The sequence below is a fragment of the Corynebacterium sp. genome (assembly GCF_030826625.1).
GTDB lineage: Bacteria > Actinomycetota > Actinomycetes > Mycobacteriales > Mycobacteriaceae > Corynebacterium.
Window position 1 is genome coordinate 1 of the sequence record NZ_JAPJNQ010000017.1, and the last position, 21,410, is coordinate 21,410.

Here is a 21,410-nt window from a genome sequence, read left to right on the forward strand (position 1 = left end):
ACGGCCGGATTGGCTGGGCGAATCTGCGAAGTGCAAGGCGAATGTGCGATTTTTACAAATAGCCGACCAAAACAGGCCCCAAACCGACCACTATTTGCAAAAATCACACCGAACCCGGGCATCAGCGCAACCGTCGGCACGCATCTACGCCCACCCCACCGCACACCAAAACCAGCCCCGCACCCGGCCGTCGCCAAGCATAAAAAACCGCCCGCCGCGCGCAGTACACAATGCACCACACGCAAACGGGCGGAAATCCGGCAACAAAAAGCTAGCCGGACGGTCTTGCTCAAATCTTGAGCAAGGCAGACGTCTTACTTGTCGTCGGTCAGCTTGCCGAGGGTCTCGGAAGCCTTGTCTTTCAGATCGTCAGCCTTGTCCTCGACGGAGTCCTTGGCGTCGTTGACAGCGCCCTTAGCGTCAGCAGCTGCAGCTTCGCCTTTGCCTTCGTTCTTCATCTGATCGTTGTCGAGAACCTCGCCAACGATCTCTTTGCCCTTAGCCTTAGCCTTGTCCAGGAAGCTTTCTGCATCAGCCATTATATTTTCCCTCCTAGGAAACGTTTGTGAAGCTAACACGAACCACTGTACCGGAGATCACCGCCGCAAGTCTGAAAAGAAGCTGTGAATTAGCCGCTGACTTTCGTACTCTGCCACCCCGCCACGCACCTCTGGCACGTACAAAGCCCCTGGCGCGCGCACCACGTCCAGGTACGATCCGCACGCCCCGGTTTTCGGTTCCCACGCGCCAAACACGATGCTACCCACCCGCGCGGCCACCGCAGCCCCCGCGCACATCACGCAGGGTTCCAGGGTGACCACGAGCTCGCAGTCCTCTAAACGCCAGCGCCCGAGTTTTTCCGCGGCCGCTCGTAGCGCCAGCACTTCGGCGTGCGCGGTGGGGTCATTGTCCGCTTGCCGACGGTTGGTGGCCGCCGCGATCGGTGTGCCGCTTGGGCCAAACACGACTGCCCCGACCGGCACTTCACCGGCAGGGGCAGTTCGCGCAGCCGCGAGCGCTTCGTCCATGCGAGATCGGGCCTGCCGCACTGCCGCCTGTTCTGGGAGTGCTCGCAACGCCGGGTTAGCGCTCGCCGGGTTAGCGCTCGACGAGTTGGTGCTCGCAGGGTCGCCGCTCACCGGGTTGGCGCTCGCCGGGTCGACACTCAATGCCTGGGGCGCCTGCAACCTTGCACGTCCCCTCAAGTCTGCACGCCCCTTCGAGTCTGCGGGTTCCACTAATCCAGCCCGGTAACGTCCAAAAACTCCTCGTCGAATCCCAGCTCTTCGGCGATGCGCACCAGCTGATCGCTCGGGGATTCATCCAGGTTATCCGTCATCACTTCCAACATCTGCTCGGACAAACCCAGGTCTGCCAGGATGTCGAAGTCGCCGTCGGCCCAGCCTTCGATCTCGTCGAGTTCTTCGAGCGCGATATCCGGCACGTCAATGTCCAGGCGGTCGAGCACGGAGGCTGCGAAGTCGTCGTCGACGGCCATCGTGGCATCAGAAAGCAGCAGGCGCACCCCGCCGGGCGTGGGGCGGACCAGCACGAAGTAGTCGTCGTCAATGCACAGCATCGCGAAAGCGGCAGATTCTGAACGCAGGTTGCGCACCTGGGCTATCGATTCGGCGATGTCGTCGAAATCGTCCGCGTAGCTGCGCACAGTCCAGGCGCCGTCGACGGTGGTGACGACGACAGAAAAGCTCGGGCCAAAATCTTGCTGGTTCATACCTCGTGAGACTAGTCGCATTCTGGCAAAATTGATACCGTGCTTTCCTCCAGAATTTCGCGTCCAGTGTGTTTAGTCGGTCTCGGGCTGATCGGAGGTTCTTTGCTGCGCGATTTACACGCGGCTGGCGATACCGCCTTCGGCTACAACCGGTCGACGTCCGGCACGCGGACGGCCGTTTCGGAGGGCTACGATGTCTCCGACGATCTACCGCAGGTGTTGCGCCGGGCCGAGGAAGTGAACGCGTTGATCGTTATCGCCGTGCCCATGTTTGCGGTCGGCAAGGTGCTGGACCAGATCGCAGAATATGCCCCGAGCTGCGGCATCAGCGATGTCGTGAGCGTGAAATGGGAGGTCTATGCGGAGATCCGCAAGCGCGGGATGGAGGCGCGCTATGTTGGTGGCCACCCGATGGCTGGCACCTCTGAATCTGGCTGGAATGCCTCCCGTAAAGGGTTGTTCCAACGCGCTACCTGGGCAATTACCTATGATTACGCTGACCAGCAGCAAGAAAAAGGCCAGCCCATTGATCCGGGCTGGATCGAGCTGTTTACCGATGTCGTACGCATGGCGACGGCCACTGGCGCCGAAGCTATCCCGGCACGGGTGGTCAACCACGATCACGCCGTCGCCAGGGTCTCGCATTTGCCTCACTTAATGGCGTTAGCGTTGTCGGTGACCGGCGATAACGGTGGAATTTTGGCGCAGTCGCTGGCGGCTGGATCGTTCAAAGACGCCACGCGAGTGGCGGGCACGAATCCGGAGTTGATTCAGGCGATGTGCGAGACCAACTCCGTGGCATTAACGGAGGCGCTGGAAGAAGCGATCGAGTTGTTGGCCGAAGCGCACGACACGCTGTCGCAAGATCCGCCGTCGATCCGGGAGCTGGCTGTGGCGGGCAACCGGGCGCGGCGTCGTTTAGAGGCACGCACTGGTGCGCGCCGCGAATCGGTATCGCCGGTGAAGATTTCTTCCCGCCCGGTCTTACGTTTCCACCCGGGTTCGCCGGGCTGGGTGAACCAGCTCCGGCAAACGGAATCCACCGGCGGCCGAATGGAGATTTTCTAAGCCGCATAAACCATTCAATGGAGCAACTATGTCTGCGTTAATATCACACCCTAGGATCTGACATCATGAGCATTGCACAAGCACTGTTAGCTGCTATCCCAATCGTTGCGATTCTCGCCGTCGTTGTGTTGCTTATAATTCTGTTCAACAAAATGAACAGAATTGAGAAAAAGCTCGAAAAACTACTCGAAGAACAAGCAAATTCGAGCACTCACTAGGTCCAAGCTGCCTGATTGCTGACCTTCTTGGTTGTCGAGCTTCCCGCCCGGTGTTGCGGTTCCATCCGGGTTCACCGGGCTGGGTCAATCAGCCCCCCCCCACCGGGCCTTAGGCTTCGTTGTCTCCGCCGTCGACTCCGCCGTCGTTCAGCATCGGAACGTTCCAGACGGTCTTCGGCGTAGCGAAGGATTCAACAAGCACCGTCGACCATGGACCCAGCGAATCCACCAGGTCGTTGATGGCTGCACGGGCTGCTTTCACGCGGCCGGAAGGCAGCATGTTGTGCTCCTGGTACCAACCAGCGTGCTTGATCAGCAGGTCGAAGAAGAACAAGCTGCGAACCTGTTCAAAGACCTGGCGCGCAGCGGAGCCTTCTGGCAGCTCCAGCTCGGCTTCGACCATGGTGCGCATCAACAGCGAGTCGACGTGTGCCCAGGACACAGCGATCAGGTGATCCTGCGTCTTGTCGACGATCTCGGCAGCTTCGGCACGGTCTGCCTTGCGCGCAGGCGCGATACGACGCACCAGCGAACGCAGCACGGCCTGCTCGCGGTCTTCAATGAGCTTGACCTGGTAACCGGCGTCGAACAGCGAGTCCTCATCGCGGTTAGAGACCAGGTCGATGACGGACTGCACGCCGGAGCGAATGCCGGTGCGGCGACGCACGGTATCGGCAGCAGTTTCCACGCCGTATTTCACCATGTCCCACGGGGAAAGATCCTGCATATCGCGGCCGAAAGCGGTCAGCAGGTGCTTGCCGACCATCTGGATCAGCACCGTGTTGTCACCTTCGAAGGTGGAGTAAATATCGGCATCGGCGCGCAGGGTGGTCAGCAGGTTTTCCGACATGTATCCGGCGCCACCACAGGCTTCGCGCATTTCTTGCAAAGTCCGGTTCGCGTGCTCAGTCGAAGCTGCCTTGACGGCTGCAGCCAGCGATTCCATCTCGCGGGAAGCAAACAGCTGCTCCTCGGTAGGGTCGGTCACCGACCACTGACCGCTGGCCTGCTTGGACAGCATGTCGTCGTAACGCTCCAGGATACGGTTTTGCAACAGAGTCAGCGCGTAGGTGCGCGCCAGCGGGATCAGCAGGCGGCGGCGGTGCTGACGGTAATCAATCAGGCGCTTTTCGACGCCCTTCTCCCCGCCCTCAAACTGGCGACGCCGGTTGGCATAGCGGATAGCGATATCGCTCGCCGTACGGGTGGCTGCCAGACCTGCGCCACCGACAGTGATACGGCCGCGAATCAGGGTGCCCAGCATGGTGAAGAAACGGCGATTCCGCGATTCAATAGCAGATACGTAAGTGCCGTCTTCTTCCACGTCACCGAAGCGGTTGAGCAAGTTTTCGCGCGGCACACGCACGTTATTGAACAGCAGGGTGCCGTTGTCCACGCCCAACAAACCGCCCTTGCGCCCGTGGTCGCCGATCTCTACGCCATCAAGCGGGTTGCCGTCCTCGTCGCGGATCGGCACGATCAAGCAGTGCACGCCGTGCGATTCTTCTTCGCCTGGTGTGTAGAGCTGCGCGAACACCGCAGCCATGCGGCCATCGCGGCCAGCGTTACCGATGTAGACCTTGCGGGCAGAATCGGTTGGGCTGTTGATGATGAACTCGTGGGTGTCTGGATCATAGGTCGCGGTGGTCTCCAGCTCTTGCACGTTGGAGCCGTGGCCGCGCTCGGTCATGGCGTAACAGCCGAGCAATTCCGCGTTCTGGATTTTTTCGATGTAGTGGCGGTGACGCTCGGTGCCGAGGTTATCGACGGCGCCGCCCCACAGGCCCCACTGCACACCGGATTTGATCGTCAGGGATGGGTTGGCAGAACCAATGGTTTCGATACCAGCCACTGCGGCCAGCGCGTTACCGGTGCCACCGTTTTCCTTGGAGAACGAGTGGCGGGATTCGCCGGTTTCGACCAAGAACTTGAGGTGGTCGTACATCCGGTCGCGGACCGCATCAATGCCCCCGTCCAGGTTGAGCTTGAGGTCGTTTTCTTCCAAAGATTCGCGCACGACTTTGCGGTAGGGAGCTGCCTTACCGTCGAGAAGCTTCTGCAGCTCACCTGCAGCCGCGTGGTCTGGGGTCGTCGGCAGGGTGCGCGGCGAGGACGGCTCCGGTTTGCCCTTCGCGGAATCGGTACTCAGGTCGATTTCTTTGGACTTTGCGTCTTTCGATCCGGCGGCTTTCGATGTGGCACCCTTCGATCCGGCGTCTTTCGACCCGGTATCAGCGTCTTTGCCCAGGTTCTTGGCAAATTCTGCGATGCGGTTCATGGGGTTCTCCTTCCAGGAGGGTCTAGCTCAAAAAGGGTCTAGCTCAGATTGTTTTAGCGCTCGACGATAGCGGTGATGCCTTGTCCACCGGCTGCACACACGGATACGAGTGCGCGTCCGCCGCCGTTTTCTTCCAGAGTCTTGGCGACGGTTGCCAGGATGCGTCCGCCGGTAGCAGCGAATGGGTGGCCGGCTGCCAGCGAGGAGCCCTTGACGTTGAGCTTGTCGCGATCGATTGCGCCCAGTGGCTGGTCCAGGCCGAGTTTTTCACGGCAGTAGTCTGCATCTTCCCAGGCAGCCAGGGTAGCGAGCACCTGGGAGGCGAAAGCTTCGTGGATTTCGTAGAAGTCGAAGTCCTGCAGGCTCAGGCCGTTGCGCTCCAGTAGGCGCGGCACGGCGTAGGTCGGTGCCATCAGCAGGCCATCGTCGCCATGCACGAAGTCCACACCAGCAACCTCGGAATCCACCAGGTACGCGCGCACCGGGATATTGTGCTGCTCAGCCCATTCTTCGCTGGACAGCAAGGCCACCGACGCGCCGTCGGTCAGCGTGGTGGAGTTACCAGCCGTCATCGTGGCCTGCGCACCGTGGCGCTCGGCATCTTTCTTACCGAAGACCGGCTTGAGTTTCGCAAGCTTGTCGACGGTGGAGTCCGGCCGCAGGTTGGTATCGCGAGTGACACCCAAAAATGGGGTGATCAGGTCGTCGAAGAAACCTTCGTCGTAGGCCTTCGCCAGTTTCTGGTGCGATTCCACTGCCAGCTGATCTTGTGCCTGGCGGGAAATGCCGAATTTCCGGGCTGTGATTGCGGCATGCTCACCCATCGACAGGCCGGTGCGTGGCTCGGAGTTGCGTGGGGTTTCTGGCGCCAGGTCTTTCGGGCGGATGGAGCCGATCAGCTTCAGGCGCTGGCTGGCGGTCTTGGCGCGAGACAGTTCCAGCAGGGTACGGCGCAGGCGGTCACCGACGGCCAGTGGTGCGTCGGAGGTGGTATCGACACCACCGGCGATGCCGGATTCGATGCGTCCGGCTGCGATGGCGTCGGCCACGTGTACGGCTGCTGCGATGCCGGTGCCGCAGGCCATCTGGATGTCCGTGCCTGGGGTCTGCGAATCAAGCGGCGAGCCTAATACACATTCGCGTGTCAGGCTGAAGTCCCGGGAGTGTTTCAGGACGGCGCCTGCGGTGACTTGACCGACCCGCTCATCCTGCAGCCCATAGCGTGCTACCAGGCCATTTAGTGCTGCGGTGAGCATGTCTTGGTTGGATGCGGAGGAGTATTCCTTGTTCGAGCGGGCGAACGGGATGCGGTTGCCGCCCAAGATCGCGACTTTTCGGCGCTGGGTCATAATTTTCTCCCTTGTTTTGTCTCAGAAAACAGTCTGCTTGCTGCAGTTTTTCCGTGACCCTAGGATAGGGTGCCAGGATTCACTTTACACAATTTCGTGTAACCTTAATCACGCATAACCATTCGTACAATTCGTCTCTACCCCCTACAGGAGGCCCATAATGGCGAAAAAATCCATGTTGGAACGCGTCATTAACTCAGACCTTGGCGCAAAACTCGGCATCCCCCAGGGCACCAAGCTCCGCCGCTACACCCCTGGCGAGCCCTTCCTGGATGGTCCCGTAGTGGTAGGTGGCGGCGATCTTGCCGACGACATCCGTTCCCTGCTGCAGGTGGACTACCAGCTGCTCGACGCCGAAGCTGATTCCAAGCGCGCCGCCATCGTCTTCGACGCCACCGGCATCACCAAACCCGAAGACCTGCAGCAGCTCTACAATTTCTTCCACCCGCAGATGCGGAAGCTCGGCGCTTCGGGGCGCGTCGTCGTGATCGGTAATAACCCGGATGACCTGGAAGGTGACGCCCGCATCGTCGCGCGCTCCCTGGAAGGTTTCTCTCGTTCCATTTCTAAGGAACTGCGCAAGGGGGCCACCGGACAGCTGGTCTATGTTGAGCCCGGCGCGCCGATCACTGCACTGGAATCCACGCTGCGTTTCTTGCTGTCTGGCAAGTCCGCGTTCGTTTCCGGCCAGGTTATTCGCGTTTCTGCGACCGAGAACGAGAACGTGGATTGGGAACGCCCGCTGGCGGGCCAGCTCGCAGTAGTTACCGGTGCCGCCCGCGGTATCGGTGCCACCATCGCTGAGGTGCTGGGCCGCGATGGCGCTGATGTCATCTGCATCGACATCCCACCTGCAGGCGAGGCATTGGCTGAGGTTGCCAACAAGGTGAAAGGCACTGCCCTGCCACTCGATGTCACCGCAGATAACGCCGCCGAAGCCATCACCGAGCACGCGCAGCAGCGTTACGGCAAGGCCGTGGACATCATCGTGCACAACGCTGGTGTTACCCGCGATAAGCTGCTGGCGAATATGAACGAGGGCCAGTGGCAGATGGTGCAAAACATCAACCTGGTGGCCCCGGTACGCATCACCGAACAGATGCTGGACAACGGTGGACTGGCAGCAGATGCCAATATCGTCGGAATCTCGTCGATGGCGGGTATTTCCGGTAACCGTGGCCAGACCAATTACGCCACCACCAAGGCCGGCATGATCGGGCTTGTCGACGCTTTGGCTGAGAAAATGGCAGCCGCTGGCGGCACCGTCAACGCTGTCGCCCCGGGCTTTATCGAAACCGCGATGACTGCCGCCATGCCTACCGGCCCACGGGAAATTGGCCGTCGTATCAGCTCGCTGAACCAGGGTGGTCTACCAGTCGATGTTGCAGAAACAGTCGCGTTTTTCGCTAGCTCTGGTTCCCGCGCGGTCAACGGCAACACCGTGCGCGTGTGTGGCCAGAACATCATGGGCGCGTAAAGCGCTTAAGTTAGGAGTCTCGACTATGAGTGCACAAATTTCTGCTTCCGCCGCAGAGCGCAACTACACCAAGCTGGCGGAAGTCCCCGACATGTCGAAGCTGCTGCGCGGCGTCGTCAAGGACACTCTGCCGGTGTTGGGCACCAAGCGTTCGGCCACTGGTGACCCACAAGCGGCGTTTGAGGTCGCGGATTTCACCGTTGACCGCGAGCACCTGGCCGCCTATACCCGCGCGACTGGCCTGCGCTATAGCAGCGAACTGCCGATTACTTACCCGTTCGTGCTGTCGTTCCCGCTATTTATGCAGGTGATGCTGGCACCAGACTTCCCGTGCCGCGCGGCCGGTATGGTGCACCTGACCAACGAGATTGAGCAGACCCGCCCGCTGCGCATCGATGAGGAGCTGACCCTGCGCGTGCACGCAGAAAACCTGCGCCCGCACCGCAAGGGCTTGTTGGTGGATTTCATCAGTGAGATCTCTGTCGACGGCGAGCTGGTGTGGCGCCAGACCTCCGCGTTTTTGGGCATGGGCGCGAAGTTTTCTGCCCAGACACCAAATGAGGTGCGCACCCGCGGCGAGGATTCCGGCTCCCTGCTGGAACGGCTGGACGTTGCCGACGAGACCGCCACGGTGAATTGGAAGGTTGACCGCGACACCATCGACGATTATGCAGAAGCATCCGGCGATAAAAACCCACTGCACGTCTCCAAGATCGGCGCGAAGGCTTTCGGCTTCCCGGCCCCGATTGCCCACGGCATGTGGACGGCGGCCAAGATGGTCGCTGGTTTGGAAGGCGAACTGCCCGGCGCGCTGCGCTACACGGTGGAATTCCAAAAGCCAGTGATCCTGCCAGCCCGCATCGCGTATTACACCTTCCGCGGCGAAGGCTCCCAACCAGGCGCACAGGCAGATGCCCAGGCTGGCAATGCTACAGCGCCAGCCATCGACACCACTGCTACCAAGGCGCCAGCCACCAACACCCCAGCTACCTGGAACGCACAGGTAACCAAGGGCTCAGATCCGAAGAAGGTGCACGCCGTCGGCAAGTTCGAGGCTCTCAGTTAGCACACGGCTAGCGCTCGGTCGATACTCAAATTGCGCTCGACTAGCGCTCAATTGGCACCTGCCGGGAGTTTTATACTCCTCACACACCAGAAGCCTAGGCCCGATTCGCTGTTATTCTGGCGGGAAAACCCGTTCATAGATAACGAGAAACATCACGAATCGAAAGGCCTAGGTTTTGTCGTCTCACAATAATTCCACCGCCGCTGACTCTACAGGTGGCGCCGCCGCTGACTCTGCCGCTAACAGCACTTATATTCCCGTCACCGCGGATCATTTCCGTGCCCGCTTAGCCAAAGCGGAAAAAATCGTCGCCGAGCAGAACTTGGCTGGCTTCCTGGTCAGCCCGGGCCCAGAGTTCCAGTACCTGACTGGTTCCACGTTTAGTTCCCATGAGCGCGCCACCTTCCTGGTGCTGCGCGCAGGCAAAGATCCGGTGGCTGTGTGCCCGGAGACCGACGTGCTGACGTTGCAACAGGAAAACCTGGATGAGCTCGGTTTCCGCTTCGAGGCCTGGCGCGACGGGCAGTCACCGTATGAGATCACCCGCAAACTGTTGGAAGAAAACAGCGAGCACAAGGCCGTAGCGGTGGCTAATGCGATGACCGCCGATCACGTGTTGCGCCTGGATGCCGCGCTGCCGAACCACAGCATCGAATTGGGTTCGGATGCGATGAGCCAGTTGCTGTTAGCCAAGGGCGAGGAGGAAATCTCGCAGCTAGCGGCCGCGGCGGCCGCGATTGACCGCGTGCACGAGCAGGTTCCGGCGTTGCTGCGCGACGGCGTCACCGAGCGCGAAGTGGCCGATAAGCTGCATGATCTGATCTTGCAGGAGCACCACAGCATTGATTTCATCATCGTCGGTTGTGGTGAAAACGGCGCGAACCCGCACCACTCGTTCTCGGATCGTGTGCTGCACACGGGCGAGCCGGTAGTCGTCGACCTGGGCGGTGCTTTTGGCGATGGGTACCGCTCGGATTCCACCCGCACGTATGTGGTCGATGGCGCCGTCGACAAGGCCCCGCAGGAATTCCGCGATGCCTATGAGGTAGTCACCCGCGCGTTCCATGCTGCCCGCGAAGCCGCGAAACCGGGAGCGACGGCGGAGTCGATTGATCGTGCTGCCCGCGAGATCATCACAGAAGCCGGCTATGGCGAGAACTTCAGCCACCGCTTAGGCCACGGCATTGGCTTGTCGACGCACGAGGATCCGTTCTACCTGGAGGGTAATAAGCAGCAGGTGCAGGAAGGTTTCACGTTTTCCATCGAGCCCGGCATTTATGTTGCGGGCAAGTGGGGCATGCGCCTGGAAGATATCGTGGTGCTGGAAGCAGATGGCCCACGCCACCTGAACCAGCAGCCCCGCGAACTGCGGTAATTCTCGAGCCTTCGTGATCCGCAGCGTCTCCGCGAGCCTTCACGAGCTGCGGCGTCTCCGCGAGCCTTCACGAGCTGCGGCGTCTTCGCAAGCCACAGCAACAACCCGGAAACCAGCGCTAGCTCACCGCCACCTGGGTTTCGACGTAACCGTCGAACCAGCGGCGGGTGGCGCGCAGTGAGAGCAGGATGATTACTGCTACGCGTGGGACCGCCACCGCTTGTTCCTGCCCCGGCAGGTTTATTCCCGCAATGGCGCCTAAGGGCTCACGGATGTGGACATCGTCGGGCTAAGCCGAAACGAAATACCGCGAGTGGGACTTCTCCAGCTGTTCACGGCTCTTGCTAGCTACCGTCACGATCTCAAGATCCTCGTCCAAGTTTTTCTGGTCACGGAGCAATCGCTCTTCCATCGCTTCAGCTAAAGAATCGAACTTCTCAACCTTCACCGCGCCGCGGCGACGATGGTATTCAATGAGAAATCCAGGCATCGATCTAACCTCCCTTATATGACGGTCTGTGGTTCAACAGATCACGCCGCTCGCAAATGTCGGAGCTTATCAACAATATCCTCGATTTTGCCATACAACTCATTCGCCTGCGCGTTGTCTGCAGCAACGGGGGCAGCGAGATCCCCCGATAGGTTGCCTAAGCGCTGTCGCCCTCTGTTCGCCTGTCTCGATAACTCAAATCCATGAATGCTTTCAGATAGATCTTGAAGCCCAATCACGAAGTTGCGTTGATCTTCGTTGAGCCCTAAGTCCCATTGCTTATACCGGATTTGTCTCCCAAAGATGTCTGCAGCCACCTCATAGAGGTTTGCCCACTGCGCCTGGAAGGCTGTTCGAAGCTGAATTTCCGCTTTCCCCGCGGGGAAGTCAACATGAAGATGCAACGCTCTATAACCCGCGTGTTCCCCGGAGCGAAGATCTATACTCTTGATCTTAGTCGCTCCTGCAGATTCCATTGCTTCCTGCAGCTTACTAGCAATTTCGTCTTGAACGTCATGACTGCCGTCCAAATCCACTCGTAGGCCTGATATGTCCTGGATACGATGCATGGGGGTGGTCTTCATCCGTTTTATCTTTTCGACGAGAGTGCGATAGATCTTCACTCTGCTCGAATACCGATAGCGGCCAGAGTTCGGACTGACTTCTTCGTCGTCTTCTGCTTCAGTAAGGATGGATGCCGAGAGCACTTCTTGAATGATGGGCTCGATCTCAGTGATCAGTCTGGTTTGCTGCCGCATAAAATCATTAAAAAGAGCCTTGTCGTACTCATCTTCTGTACGGATTGCTTCGCCCAGCTTTTTGATGCGCCCTTTCGACCAGGGCGGTTTCTCTTCCAAGAAGCTCAAATTGTGCTATCCCCCAGTAGCAGTCTCAATGGTCCTATAGTGGACTTTACCGTACTGGAAGTAGTTTGTGACGTGGTGGCGCGAACACCAAACCACCAAAACCAAATCAGACAACAACCAAAGAAAAGGCCTTGACGAGTGGGTAAAATACTGGCATTTGTACGCGTGATCCCCGAGCAGTTCTGGTTCGTCCCGGCACTGTTTGTCACGGCGGCCATTGTTCTTTCGCAGGTGCTCGTCGGCCTGGACCATATTGACTATGAGGCCCCGGCTTTCTTGCACAATCTGTTGTTTGCCACGGGTGCCGACGGTGCGCGTTCGCTGCTTTCTGCCGTCGCCGCGTTCCTGGGTGTGGCGGGCACGGCCTTTTCCATCACCATTTCGGTGATCAGTACTGCGTCGACGACGTATGGCCCGCGTTTGGTGCGCAATTTTATGCGCAACCGCAATAACCAAATTGTGCTGGGGGTTCTCACCTCCACCTTCGTCTACACCCTGCTGGTGTTGCGCACCATCAAGTCCGCTGACGACGGTGATGGCGAATCCTTCATCCCGCACATGGCGGTCAATGCCGCGATTATTTTCGGCGTTATCGATGTTTTCGTTTTTGTCTGGTTTATCCATCACATCGCCAGTTCGGTGCAGATCGAAACTATCAGCACCCAGGCGTGTAAGGATTTTGAACGCACGATTAAAAACACCTGGCATGATCCAGACGACGACGGTGTGGAGTGCTTCCCGGCGCCCACGAAAGGTGGCGGGCTGGTTGTCGCGCACCAGAGTGGGTTCCTCACGCGCATTGATTACGACATGTTGCGTCGTGATGCCGGAAGCTGCAACGTGAACGTCAGCCTGTTGGCGCGGCCGGGCGATCACGTGGTGGAGGGTGCGCCGCTGGCTCAGGTGTGGCCGGAGCAGCGTGCCGACGCCGTCGCCAAGGCTTTGCGCGATCACGTGCATCTCAGTACTTCCCGCACCACGGAGCAGGATTTGCGTTTTGCGCAGCAGCAGTTGGTGGAGTTGGCTTTGCGTGCGATGGCGGGTGGCACGGATGATCCGTATACCGCGATCACCGTGTTCCAGCAGATCACCCCGGGGATTGTCACGGCAGTCAGCCGAAGCGAGGATGCGAATGTGTTGCTTGACGACGCCGGCGCACCGCGCGTGTACCTGCGCCCGGTGACTATCCAGGAGATCGTCGATATGCCGTTTGACCACGTGCGCCCACATGCCCTGGGTTTCCGAATTGTGGCAGAGGCTCTCGTGGATCTAGCCCACCACATCCGTGCTAACGCGAAAGATCCTGCGATTGCACAGAGCGCAGCACAGCACGTCGTCACCATCCTGGACGAAGCCCAAGACCAGCTCAGTGCACGCGATATGCAGCTGCTCCGCGAACACGCACGGGCCAATTTTTACGACGCAGTAAACGCCGCAGGCCCTGACGGCTCACAGCACGGTTAACTGCAGCTGGCCCAGGATAAATACTACAAGAGCTTTCGGCTTACTCATCCCAACTAACATCACCGCCCCCCTGCGTCGACAGAGCGACGTGATCTCGTGATCGTTGCTTAGCACCGCTCCATCGGGTAGACTGAAAAACATCAAGACCGGTTCCGCTGCCCTTCATAGCAGTCCAGGGCCGGTCCTCATTTTTCTTCGAACGTTTCTAGGGGGAGTTGCGTGTCACAGCCGTCGAAAATTTTTAAATCTCACGGAGAGCAAATTGATCTTCTCCGTTCTCGAGGGATGTGCATCGAAGATGAGGTTGAAGCCCGACGGATTCTTGAACGGGTGAACTACTACCGGCTCTCTGGGTACTGGTATTCGTACCGGCAGCCACCATCAGACGGGTCCCAAAGGCTTGACACTTTTGTCGAAGGCACCTCATTTGCAGAAGTAGTGTCACTGTACGAGTTTGATGAACGCCTTCGCGCTGGCGTCTTCATGTGCCTGACGCCTATCGAATTAGCTGTGCGGTCGACACTGGGGCACGAGCTTGGCCGCATCGACCCGCTAATCCACTTGAGTCCTGAGCTACTGGGACCAGTTGCCCGAGAGCCTAAATCAGCAACGGAGCCCTCCTACAAATACAAAAAGTGGAAGCGACTTTATGAAAAGGAGCTGTCCCTTTCGAGGGAAGATTTTGTCACACACCACAAGAAAAAGTACTCGGGGCAGTTACCAATATGGGCCGCTGTCGAAATTATCGACTGGGGTTCGTTGTCATACCTTTACCAGCTCGCCCCCATCGATGTGCGCGACACTATCGCCGATAGGATCCGCCTAACCTCGGCTCAACTTGGATCGTGGCTCAAAGCACTGAACATGGTCCGCAATTATTCGGCGCATCATGCCCGGATGTTCAACCGTGTTTACACCATCAAGGCAAAGCTGCCTACGCAAGACGACGTACCAGAGCTTGAGCCCGCTACAAATGCAATCAACCGATGCTTCGGCCAACTTACGCTCATTCAGTATCTCTTGAACGAACTCGGCGTCGGCGACTCAACCATTCTGCCCAACATCCTAGAAACGTATCCCGCAGCCATAATGGTTCCGCAGAGCCACATGGGCATCCCCTCAAGCTGGGAAACTCTCCCCCTCTGGAAGCACTAGCCCTTGCGATAGTAGGAACACCAAAGAACTCCATTCCCAGGACAGTTTGCCAGCACTGTCTCAGTTCGTCGGTGGTAAGGAACTTGAAGATCGGTCCAGTGTCAAGGATGTGCATTACTCCGCGCCGCCCATAAGCGCCGACAGCTCCTCAGAGGTGAGCCGCTCACCTGTGTCTTTAGGACGGGGCGCCGACACAGCTGGCACCTCGACAGGAATGATTCCCTCCTCAGCCAGGGCTGCCTTCGTGGCTGAGGCATTGGGATCGCCACTGAGCTTGGCGATAGTCGAGGAGGCCACGCTCCCCTAACGGCTCACAGCACACCTAACTGCAGCTGGACCTGCGTTACCCCACCAGCTTTGCGATAATGGAGCAATGACTCGCGCCACATCCACCACGCAACGCCTGGAACGCTCAACCATCCGCCACAACCTCTTACAGTTTGTGGTGCGCTGGCGCGAACGCATCGCCGCCTGGCGCGAAACCAATGAGTCCGGCACAGAGCAGAAATACGCGCAGCAGTATTGGACAGATTTCTTTTCTTGCTTCGGTATTAATGCCACCTACCTCAATGTTTTTGAGCAGACTGCTAAGCGCAGCAGCACGGGCGGGCACGGCCGTATTGATTTCTTTATGCCCAATAAGTTGATTGGTGAGGCAAAGTCGCTGGATGTGGATCTGGATGCCGCCCACCAACAGGCTCTGGATTATCTACGCGGTGGTACCATCAAGGAGCATCAGTGGCCGCGCTACATCATGTGCACGAATTTTGAGCAGATCCGGCTGAACCGCTTGGGCGAACAAGATGAACGTTTCGATGTCACCATCAGCTTGGATGAGTTGCTGGATCATGCCGAGAAGTTCATGTTCCTGGCTGGCTATGAGTCGGTTAGCCACCGCGAGCAGGAGCGCGCCTCCATTGCGGCTTCGGAGATCATGGCGAATTTGTTCCGTGCGCTTAACGACGATGATGTGGATGAGGCAGTCGGCGATGCTGCCCCGACGAACCCGGAGGACGAAGACGAGCGCGTCGAACAGACCTCAATGTATCTGACGCGGCTGCTGTTTTTGCTCTTCGGCGATAATGCGGGTTTGTGGCAGCCGGGTTTGTTCGCGGACTTGGTGATTAATGCCAATGGCGTCGGTGAGCTTTCTGGTGATCTGAACACGCTGTTCAATGATGTGTTGAATAAGCCGGAATCGCAGCGTCCGCGTCGTCTGCCGGAGCATCTAGCGAAGTTCCCGTACGTCAACGGTGGTTTATTTGCCGGTGATGTGCCGAAGGAATACTTCGATGAGCAGATGCACAAGGTGCTTGTCGACGCTTGCTCGTTCGATTGGTCTCAAATAAGCCCCGCCATCTTCGGTTCTTTGTTCCAGTTGGTGAAGTCGAAGGAAGCGCGTCGGCATTCTGGTGAGCATTACACCAGTGAGAAGAATATTCTGAAGACGATCGAGCCGTTGTTCCTGGATGAGTTGCGCGCAGAGGCTCGCCGTTTGATCAATTCGAAGTCCACGAGCGTGAAGAAGCTGCGCGAGTTCCGCGATAGCCTGGCGAACAACATTTACTGCGACCCTGCTTGTGGTTCCGGAAACTTCCTGATTGTGGCTTACCGCGAGCTGCGCAAGATTGAGACGGAGATGATTGTTGCTATCCGTGAGCGTGAGGGCAGCGCGGGCAGCATGACTTTTGATATTTCGTGGGAGCAGAAGCTTTCCATTGACCAGTTCTATGGTTTTGAGATCAACTGGTGGCCGGCGAAGATTGCCGAGACTGCCATGTTCTTGGTGGACCATCAGGCAAACCGGGAGCTTGCCGACGCTATCGGCCTGGCTCCGGAACGCTTGCCGATCAATATCACCGCGCATATCCACCACGGCAACGCCTTACAGCTGGATTGGGCGGAGATCCTGCCAGAAACTAGTGGTCAGACCTATATCTTTGGTAACCCGCCGTTTATTGGGCAGTACACCAAGACTAAGGAACAGACAGCTGATATGAAGCGTGTCTGGGGCAAGGATTACGACGGCTATCTGGATTACGTCACTGGCTGGCACGCGCAAGCGCTGAACGTACTACAGACGCGCCACGGCGAGTTCGCCTACGTAACCACGAACTCGATTACACAAGGCCAGCCGGTTCCTGCGCTGTTCGGCCCGATCTTCCGGGATCATTGGCGCATCAAGTTTGCGCACCGTACGTTTAGCTGGGATTCAGAGGCACCCGGCAAGGCCGCGGTGCATTGTGTGATCGTAGGATTCAGCCGAAACACCAGTGTGAAGCCGCGTCTATGGGATTACCCGGACGTTCGTGGCGAAGCTGTCCCCGTTCCGGTGGAGAAATCCATCAATGCTTATCTGGTTGATGGTCCGAATATCTTGGTAAAAAAGCGGTCAAAACCGCTAGCAGATATTCCGCCTGCAAAGCGTGGATCCCAGCCGACAGACGGAGGTTATTTAATCGTTGAATCTAATGATTACCCTGAAGTCGCTAATGATGCAGTAGCCTCAAAATATTTACGCCCCTTCCGCATGGGACGTGAGTTGGTTCGAGGACTCGACCGTTGGTGCCTATGGATGGATCATGAAGGCTTTAATCCGATTGATCTGAATAAATCTGCCATCCTTAAAAACCGAATTGAAAATGTCCGCCAATTCAGGTTAGCGAGCAAAAAGCAAGCAACACAGGATGCTGCGAATGTTCCATACTTATTTCAAGAGATAAGACAACCGGACTGCAATTACGTGGGCATACCATGCGTAGTTTCTGGAAACAGAAAATTTTACACCGCACAACATCTAAGTCCGAATATCATTGCAGGAAATAAAGTTTACACCGCATACGACCCCGACGGGTTACTGTTTGCGTTAATTTCTTCATCTATGTTTATGACATGGCAGCGAACCGTCGGCGGACGTCTAAAATCAGATTTAAATTTTGCAGGAACGCTCACTTGGAACACATTCCCCGTTCCAAACCTTGACAGCACAAGCAAGGAACGGATCATTGCAGCCGGCCAGAAAGTTCTCGAAGCACGCGAACTACATCCTGAGAGATCACTTGCAGATCACTACAATCCGCTCGCCATGGATCCAGCTTTACTAAAGGCTCACGATGCCCTGGACAAGGAAGTCGATAAGGCATTCGGTGCTCCGCGAAAGCTCACCACTGAGCGACAACGGCAAGAGCTGCTATTTGAAAACTATTCGAAACTGACGAAGTAGACCAATCAACGCGCACCTCGTGAGGAGTACTAAATGTCTTTGACGGAGCTTTCCCACAAAGATGCCAAGACATTCGTATGGGTAATTCGGACCGGCCGCAAAGGAGAGCGTGAAGGTCGTTCCCTTGCTGAGGCCACTATCATGCCCGGGATGGGTTTTGGTGCTGCGACGGCAGAAGCTTCAACTGTTGACAGCGTAAAAACGGCAATTAAAAAACTTAATCCTGCTCTGCCAAATTCCAAAGTAACTAGCCAAGCCAACCAATATATCCGTTTCCGCGATGAGACAAAACCTGGCGATACCGTCGTCATGCCAAGCAAACTACAGCAAGGGCGTCTCTACGTTGGCACAGTAGCGGGTAGGGCATATTTCGACTCAGATGAATCTGACCCAGAGGCACAAAATAAGCTCCCTGTTAATTGGCATGAAGAGTGGATCACACGCGATGAACTGGGGCAAGACCTACAAAATTCACTGCGCAGCTTACTGACTATTTTCAAAATCACTCGAAACAACGCAGCTAATCGAATCGAACAAGTTTTAGACGGTGACGGCGACCCCGAACGAGAATCTGATCTCACGCAAAATTCAGAGGCAATCCTTGACTGGGATGAGTTCTTTGAAGAACTAGGAACCAAGCTTGCGAATTACCACGATGACCGCGCTTCCCTGATTAAGCAGCTAACCGAAGCGGCAGAAGGCTCAGACCGCCCTTCTCTCTTCAAGAACTTATGGACGCTCCCCACTGTCGACGGTGAACGTCGTGAAGCAACGGATATTGATCCGTTTACTGTTCTCGCTATTATTAACCGGCAAATCACAGTCGCAAATAAAATTGCGATCTGCAAGGTTTATAAAGACACTTTCGACATCGATGCTCCAATACCAACAGGATTTGATGGTGTTCCAGAGCGCAACAATCTAAGCACTCGTTTCGAATCAAAACCAGCAGATATAGGTAACCCGGAGTTTTATAACGCTGCATGGGAATTATTTCTTGCTGGCATACGTTACGCGGAATCCAGCAGCCGTGATGAGTTTATCAAAGCATTTGATTTAGCCACTGATAGCCGCAGCATCACCGCCTACACGATGGGTCTCTACTGGTTCCGCCCTGGAACCTTCTTAGCCCTCGATAGCAAGACACGAAACTATTTAAATTCCCCAAATGTCCTTGGCCCTGGATTCACCAACCAAGTACGAGACGGTCAGTCCTATTTAGAGGCTCTGGAACAAGTCCAAGCCTGGATGACTGAGGAGGAAGATACACAAAATAACTTCGCCGAGTTATCTGCTGCATCCTACACCACCGGACCAGCAGAAATGCCTGAGTCCGAACCTTCGGCAGAATTAACGAATGAAGAAAATAAAACTGAAAATGCGTCTTATACCTATGAAAATATTCGTGCTGAAGGCGCCTTTTTAGAAAGCAGTGAAATCCAAAAGCTGCTCCGCCGATGGTCAGAAAAGAAAAACCTGATCCTGCAAGGCCCACCTGGGACCGGCAAAACTTGGCTTGCCCGCAAGCTGGCTTATGCCTTGATCGGCAAAGAGAACGACGAGAACATCACTACGCAACAGTTTCACCCGTCTACCTCATACGAAGACTTTGTCATGGGATACCGTCCAGCACGTGATGGTCGGCTAGAACTCCAATATGGCGCTTTCATGAAGGCAGCCCAAGGCGCCCAAGAAGATGCAGGGCAAAAGCATATCTTCATCATTGAAGAAATAAACCGTGGTAACCCAGCACAAATCTTCGGCGAAATGCTGACATTGCTGGAAGCTGACAAACGCAACCCAGATAACGCGCTACGCTTAATCTATTCACAAGATGATGACGACCCATTCCACCTGCCGGAAAATTTCTATGTCATCGGCACCATGAACCAAGCAGATCGATCGTTGGCTGGCCTTGATATCGCATTACGGCGACGATTCTCCTTCGCGACTCTCAAGCCAGAATTGGGAAGCAATTGGCTAGAATTTGCAGAAAAACGAGGCCACGATACGCGTGAACTTCGCTCTATTGCGAATCAAATTACACAGGTCAACGCACTCATCAGTGAAGATCCCACACTTGGCGCGCCATTTTGCATCGGGCATAGCTTTGTCACACCGCGCACGAAAATCACCGAGCCAGCCGTCGGCAAGACTCAACGATGGTTCCAAGAAATCATCGACACCGACTTGGCGCCATTGCTCGAAGAATACTGGTTTAGTCAGCCAGAAAAACTGGAGAAAGCATTGGGAATACTCCATGGGTCTCAGTAAATATGTACCGCTGCGCAGCATCTGGCTGTTGCAGTTATACGCCTCGGAGGTATACCAACGTGGCTTGATCCGCGATTCTGCAGTGGAAGCTACAGATGCTGAGCTTCCTGTGTTGGTAAGTTCAATGTTGTGTGATGCTGTCGAGCGCCGCATGAGCGAACAGCTCAGCGTCGCCTTCGAGACAGAGAGCGGGAATCTTAATCGGGTACGCGGCAAGATCGATGTCTATCACACTGCGCGGCACCAGTTGCTAGAAAAGGGCAAGGTTCGATGCCAATATGAGACGCTCAGCCTCGACGGTCCAGTGAACCGTTATCTACTTCGCGCATTGAACACGGCAATGCACAAAGTGCAAGCTTTTGGCGATACGGCTCTTACTCGGCGGTGTCGCAGATTGGTGAATGCTTTTCGATACAACGGCGTGACCCTAGTCGAGACCCTCGGCTATCCAGGGTCTCGACTCTCTCCCCGAGACCACACTCCTGTGGCGGTTGCCAAACTTTTGCTGGAATTGTTTGTCCCAGCAGGTGGGAAGGCATCTTCGGGTAACACAGTAGAATTTCGGAGCCGGACATACGAAGAAACCGAACTTCGTAAATTATTTGAAAAAGCTCTGTATGGCCTATACCGCTACCATTTACCTACCGCCCGTGTAACCAGCGGACGCCGGATGCGTTGGCCCGGTACTGAGAACTCCAACGCAGCAGTTCCTGAGATGGAAACCGACATCATCATAAAGCAGCCGTCCGGTGAGCATCTTATCGTCGATGCAAAATTCACCTCAATGGCAACCACAGTCCGCCAAGGTAATCGGCCAACTTTGAAATCTGGTCACATTTATCAGATCACGAGCTACGCCACTGCTTATGCAATGAACGAGCCTGCTGGGACTCCGGTACACGGTGTGATGGTCTATGCGACTTTGGGTTTACCAGCTGGCCATTCGGATTTGTCTGCAAGTAACTTCCCTGATGTGCAGGAGTTTTCCATCGGCCAGCACAGGATGCGATTCGCAGCATTAGATCTCACTGGCTCTGCCCGAAAAGTACGAGAGGCAGCACTTGCGGCGGTGGATTCTCAATCGACAAAGGTGACTGACCGTTTCTCAGTCATCAGTAAAATAGAACCATTTAACCAAGAACCTTCGCTGCTTTTATACCGTCGCTGGATATTAGGCGCCCACCAAACAGGGATCAGGTCCCTAAAATCATTTGTCAATGACGAGTGAAAAGCGACTCTGAGCCTAGACATAAACCACAATTTATACTAGCATGTCTATTATATTTAGACCTCCAAAACAGATTAAAATTTGAACCCCAAAGCTACCTAGAGGACGATTTTGAATAACGACGACTACTTTTATCCTGGAATCAGA

General features: G+C 56.4%; 17 protein-coding genes. 10 read left to right on the forward strand and 7 right to left on the reverse strand.

Annotated features, from left to right (window positions below; translation table 11 throughout):
• Positions 1 to 314 precede the first annotated feature (314 nt).
• The 3 genes from RCH87_RS03560 to RCH87_RS03570 are packed head-to-tail and all read right to left on the reverse strand — an operon-like array spanning position 315 to position 1,732.
• Complete coding sequence (locus tag RCH87_RS03560; protein WP_306515373.1) at positions 315 to 539, reverse strand: CsbD family protein; 225 nt, start codon at positions 537 to 539, stop codon at positions 315 to 317.
• Between the two features lie 57 nt (positions 540 to 596).
• Entirely contained in the window at positions 597 to 1,205 is a 609-nt protein-coding gene (locus RCH87_RS03565) for a nucleoside deaminase (protein WP_373690909.1), read from the reverse strand.
• A 32-nt stretch (positions 1,206 to 1,237) separates the two neighbouring features.
• Complete coding sequence (locus RCH87_RS03570) at positions 1,238 to 1,732, reverse strand: tRNA adenosine deaminase-associated protein (protein ID WP_306515374.1); 495 nt, start codon at positions 1,730 to 1,732, stop codon at positions 1,238 to 1,240.
• 39 nt (positions 1,733 to 1,771) lie between these two features.
• On the opposite strand from RCH87_RS03570, the gene RCH87_RS03575 reads away from it, so the two are divergent.
• Both RCH87_RS03575 and RCH87_RS03580 read left to right on the forward strand, forming a co-directional pair.
• Positions 1,772 to 2,800 carry a prephenate dehydrogenase gene (locus RCH87_RS03575; RefSeq protein WP_306515375.1) on the forward strand — a complete coding sequence of 343 codons (1,029 nt, stop codon included), beginning with the start codon at positions 1,772 to 1,774 and terminating at the stop codon, positions 2,798 to 2,800.
• A gap of 65 nt (positions 2,801 to 2,865) precedes the next feature.
• Complete coding sequence (locus tag RCH87_RS03580) at positions 2,866 to 3,018, forward strand: hypothetical protein (protein ID WP_306515376.1); 153 nt, start codon at positions 2,866 to 2,868, stop codon at positions 3,016 to 3,018.
• Between the two features lie 109 nt (positions 3,019 to 3,127).
• Here RCH87_RS03580 and RCH87_RS03585 read toward each other — a convergent pair whose 3' ends face one another.
• Positions 3,128 to 5,296, reverse strand: coding sequence for an acyl-CoA dehydrogenase family protein (locus RCH87_RS03585; RefSeq protein WP_306515377.1), 2,169 nt, complete (start codon positions 5,294 to 5,296; stop codon positions 3,128 to 3,130).
• Between the two features lie 53 nt (positions 5,297 to 5,349).
• Positions 5,350 to 6,645 carry an acetyl-CoA C-acetyltransferase gene (locus tag RCH87_RS03590; protein ID WP_306515378.1) on the reverse strand — a complete coding sequence of 432 codons (1,296 nt, stop codon included), beginning with the start codon at positions 6,643 to 6,645 and terminating at the stop codon, positions 5,350 to 5,352.
• A 160-nt stretch (positions 6,646 to 6,805) separates the two neighbouring features.
• Here RCH87_RS03590 and RCH87_RS03595 point away from each other — a divergent pair, with 160 nt between their 5' ends.
• The 3 genes from RCH87_RS03595 to RCH87_RS03605 all read left to right on the forward strand — a co-directional run bounded on the left by RCH87_RS03595 (position 6,806) and on the right by RCH87_RS03605 (position 10,563).
• Positions 6,806 to 8,122, forward strand: coding sequence for a 3-oxoacyl-ACP reductase (locus RCH87_RS03595; RefSeq protein ID WP_306515379.1), 1,317 nt, complete (start codon positions 6,806 to 6,808; stop codon positions 8,120 to 8,122).
• Between the two features lie 25 nt (positions 8,123 to 8,147).
• A complete protein-coding gene (locus tag RCH87_RS03600) occupies positions 8,148 to 9,188 on the forward strand; it encodes a MaoC/PaaZ C-terminal domain-containing protein (protein ID WP_306515380.1) in 1,041 nt (346 codons plus the stop codon).
• Between the two features lie 175 nt (positions 9,189 to 9,363).
• The gene (locus RCH87_RS03605) at positions 9,364 to 10,563 is read left to right on the forward strand and encodes a Xaa-Pro peptidase family protein (protein WP_306515381.1); all 1,200 of its coding nucleotides are present in this window, start codon (positions 9,364 to 9,366) and stop codon (positions 10,561 to 10,563) included.
• A gap of 289 nt (positions 10,564 to 10,852) precedes the next feature.
• Here the strand turns inward: RCH87_RS03605 and RCH87_RS03610 are convergent, their stop codons facing one another.
• Positions 10,853 to 11,053 (reverse strand): hypothetical protein, encoded by a 201-nt coding sequence (locus RCH87_RS03610; protein WP_306515382.1) that lies wholly within the window; start codon positions 11,051 to 11,053, stop codon positions 10,853 to 10,855.
• A 41-nt stretch (positions 11,054 to 11,094) separates the two neighbouring features.
• A complete protein-coding gene (locus RCH87_RS03615; RefSeq protein ID WP_306515383.1) occupies positions 11,095 to 11,910 on the reverse strand; it encodes a hypothetical protein in 816 nt (271 codons plus the stop codon).
• Positions 11,911 to 12,057: 147 nt separating this feature from the next.
• Between RCH87_RS03615 and RCH87_RS03620 the strand changes: the two genes are divergently transcribed.
• From RCH87_RS03620 to RCH87_RS03640, 5 genes are all read left to right on the forward strand, one after another.
• Positions 12,058 to 13,383 (forward strand): DUF2254 domain-containing protein, encoded by a 1,326-nt coding sequence (locus tag RCH87_RS03620; RefSeq protein WP_306515384.1) that lies wholly within the window; start codon positions 12,058 to 12,060, stop codon positions 13,381 to 13,383.
• Between the two features lie 219 nt (positions 13,384 to 13,602).
• Positions 13,603 to 14,538 (forward strand): Abi family protein, encoded by a 936-nt coding sequence (locus RCH87_RS03625; RefSeq protein WP_306515385.1) that lies wholly within the window; start codon positions 13,603 to 13,605, stop codon positions 14,536 to 14,538.
• Positions 14,539 to 14,911: 373 nt separating this feature from the next.
• A complete protein-coding gene (locus RCH87_RS03630) occupies positions 14,912 to 17,761 on the forward strand; it encodes a DNA methyltransferase (RefSeq protein WP_306515386.1) in 2,850 nt (949 codons plus the stop codon).
• A gap of 33 nt (positions 17,762 to 17,794) precedes the next feature.
• A complete protein-coding gene (locus RCH87_RS03635) occupies positions 17,795 to 20,035 on the forward strand; it encodes an AAA family ATPase (protein ID WP_306515387.1) in 2,241 nt (746 codons plus the stop codon).
• A complete protein-coding gene (locus tag RCH87_RS03640) occupies positions 20,022 to 21,263 on the forward strand; it encodes a restriction endonuclease (RefSeq protein WP_306515388.1) in 1,242 nt (413 codons plus the stop codon). The genes RCH87_RS03635 and RCH87_RS03640 overlap by 14 nt, the downstream gene beginning before the upstream one ends.
• Positions 21,264 to 21,410 lie beyond the last annotated feature (147 nt).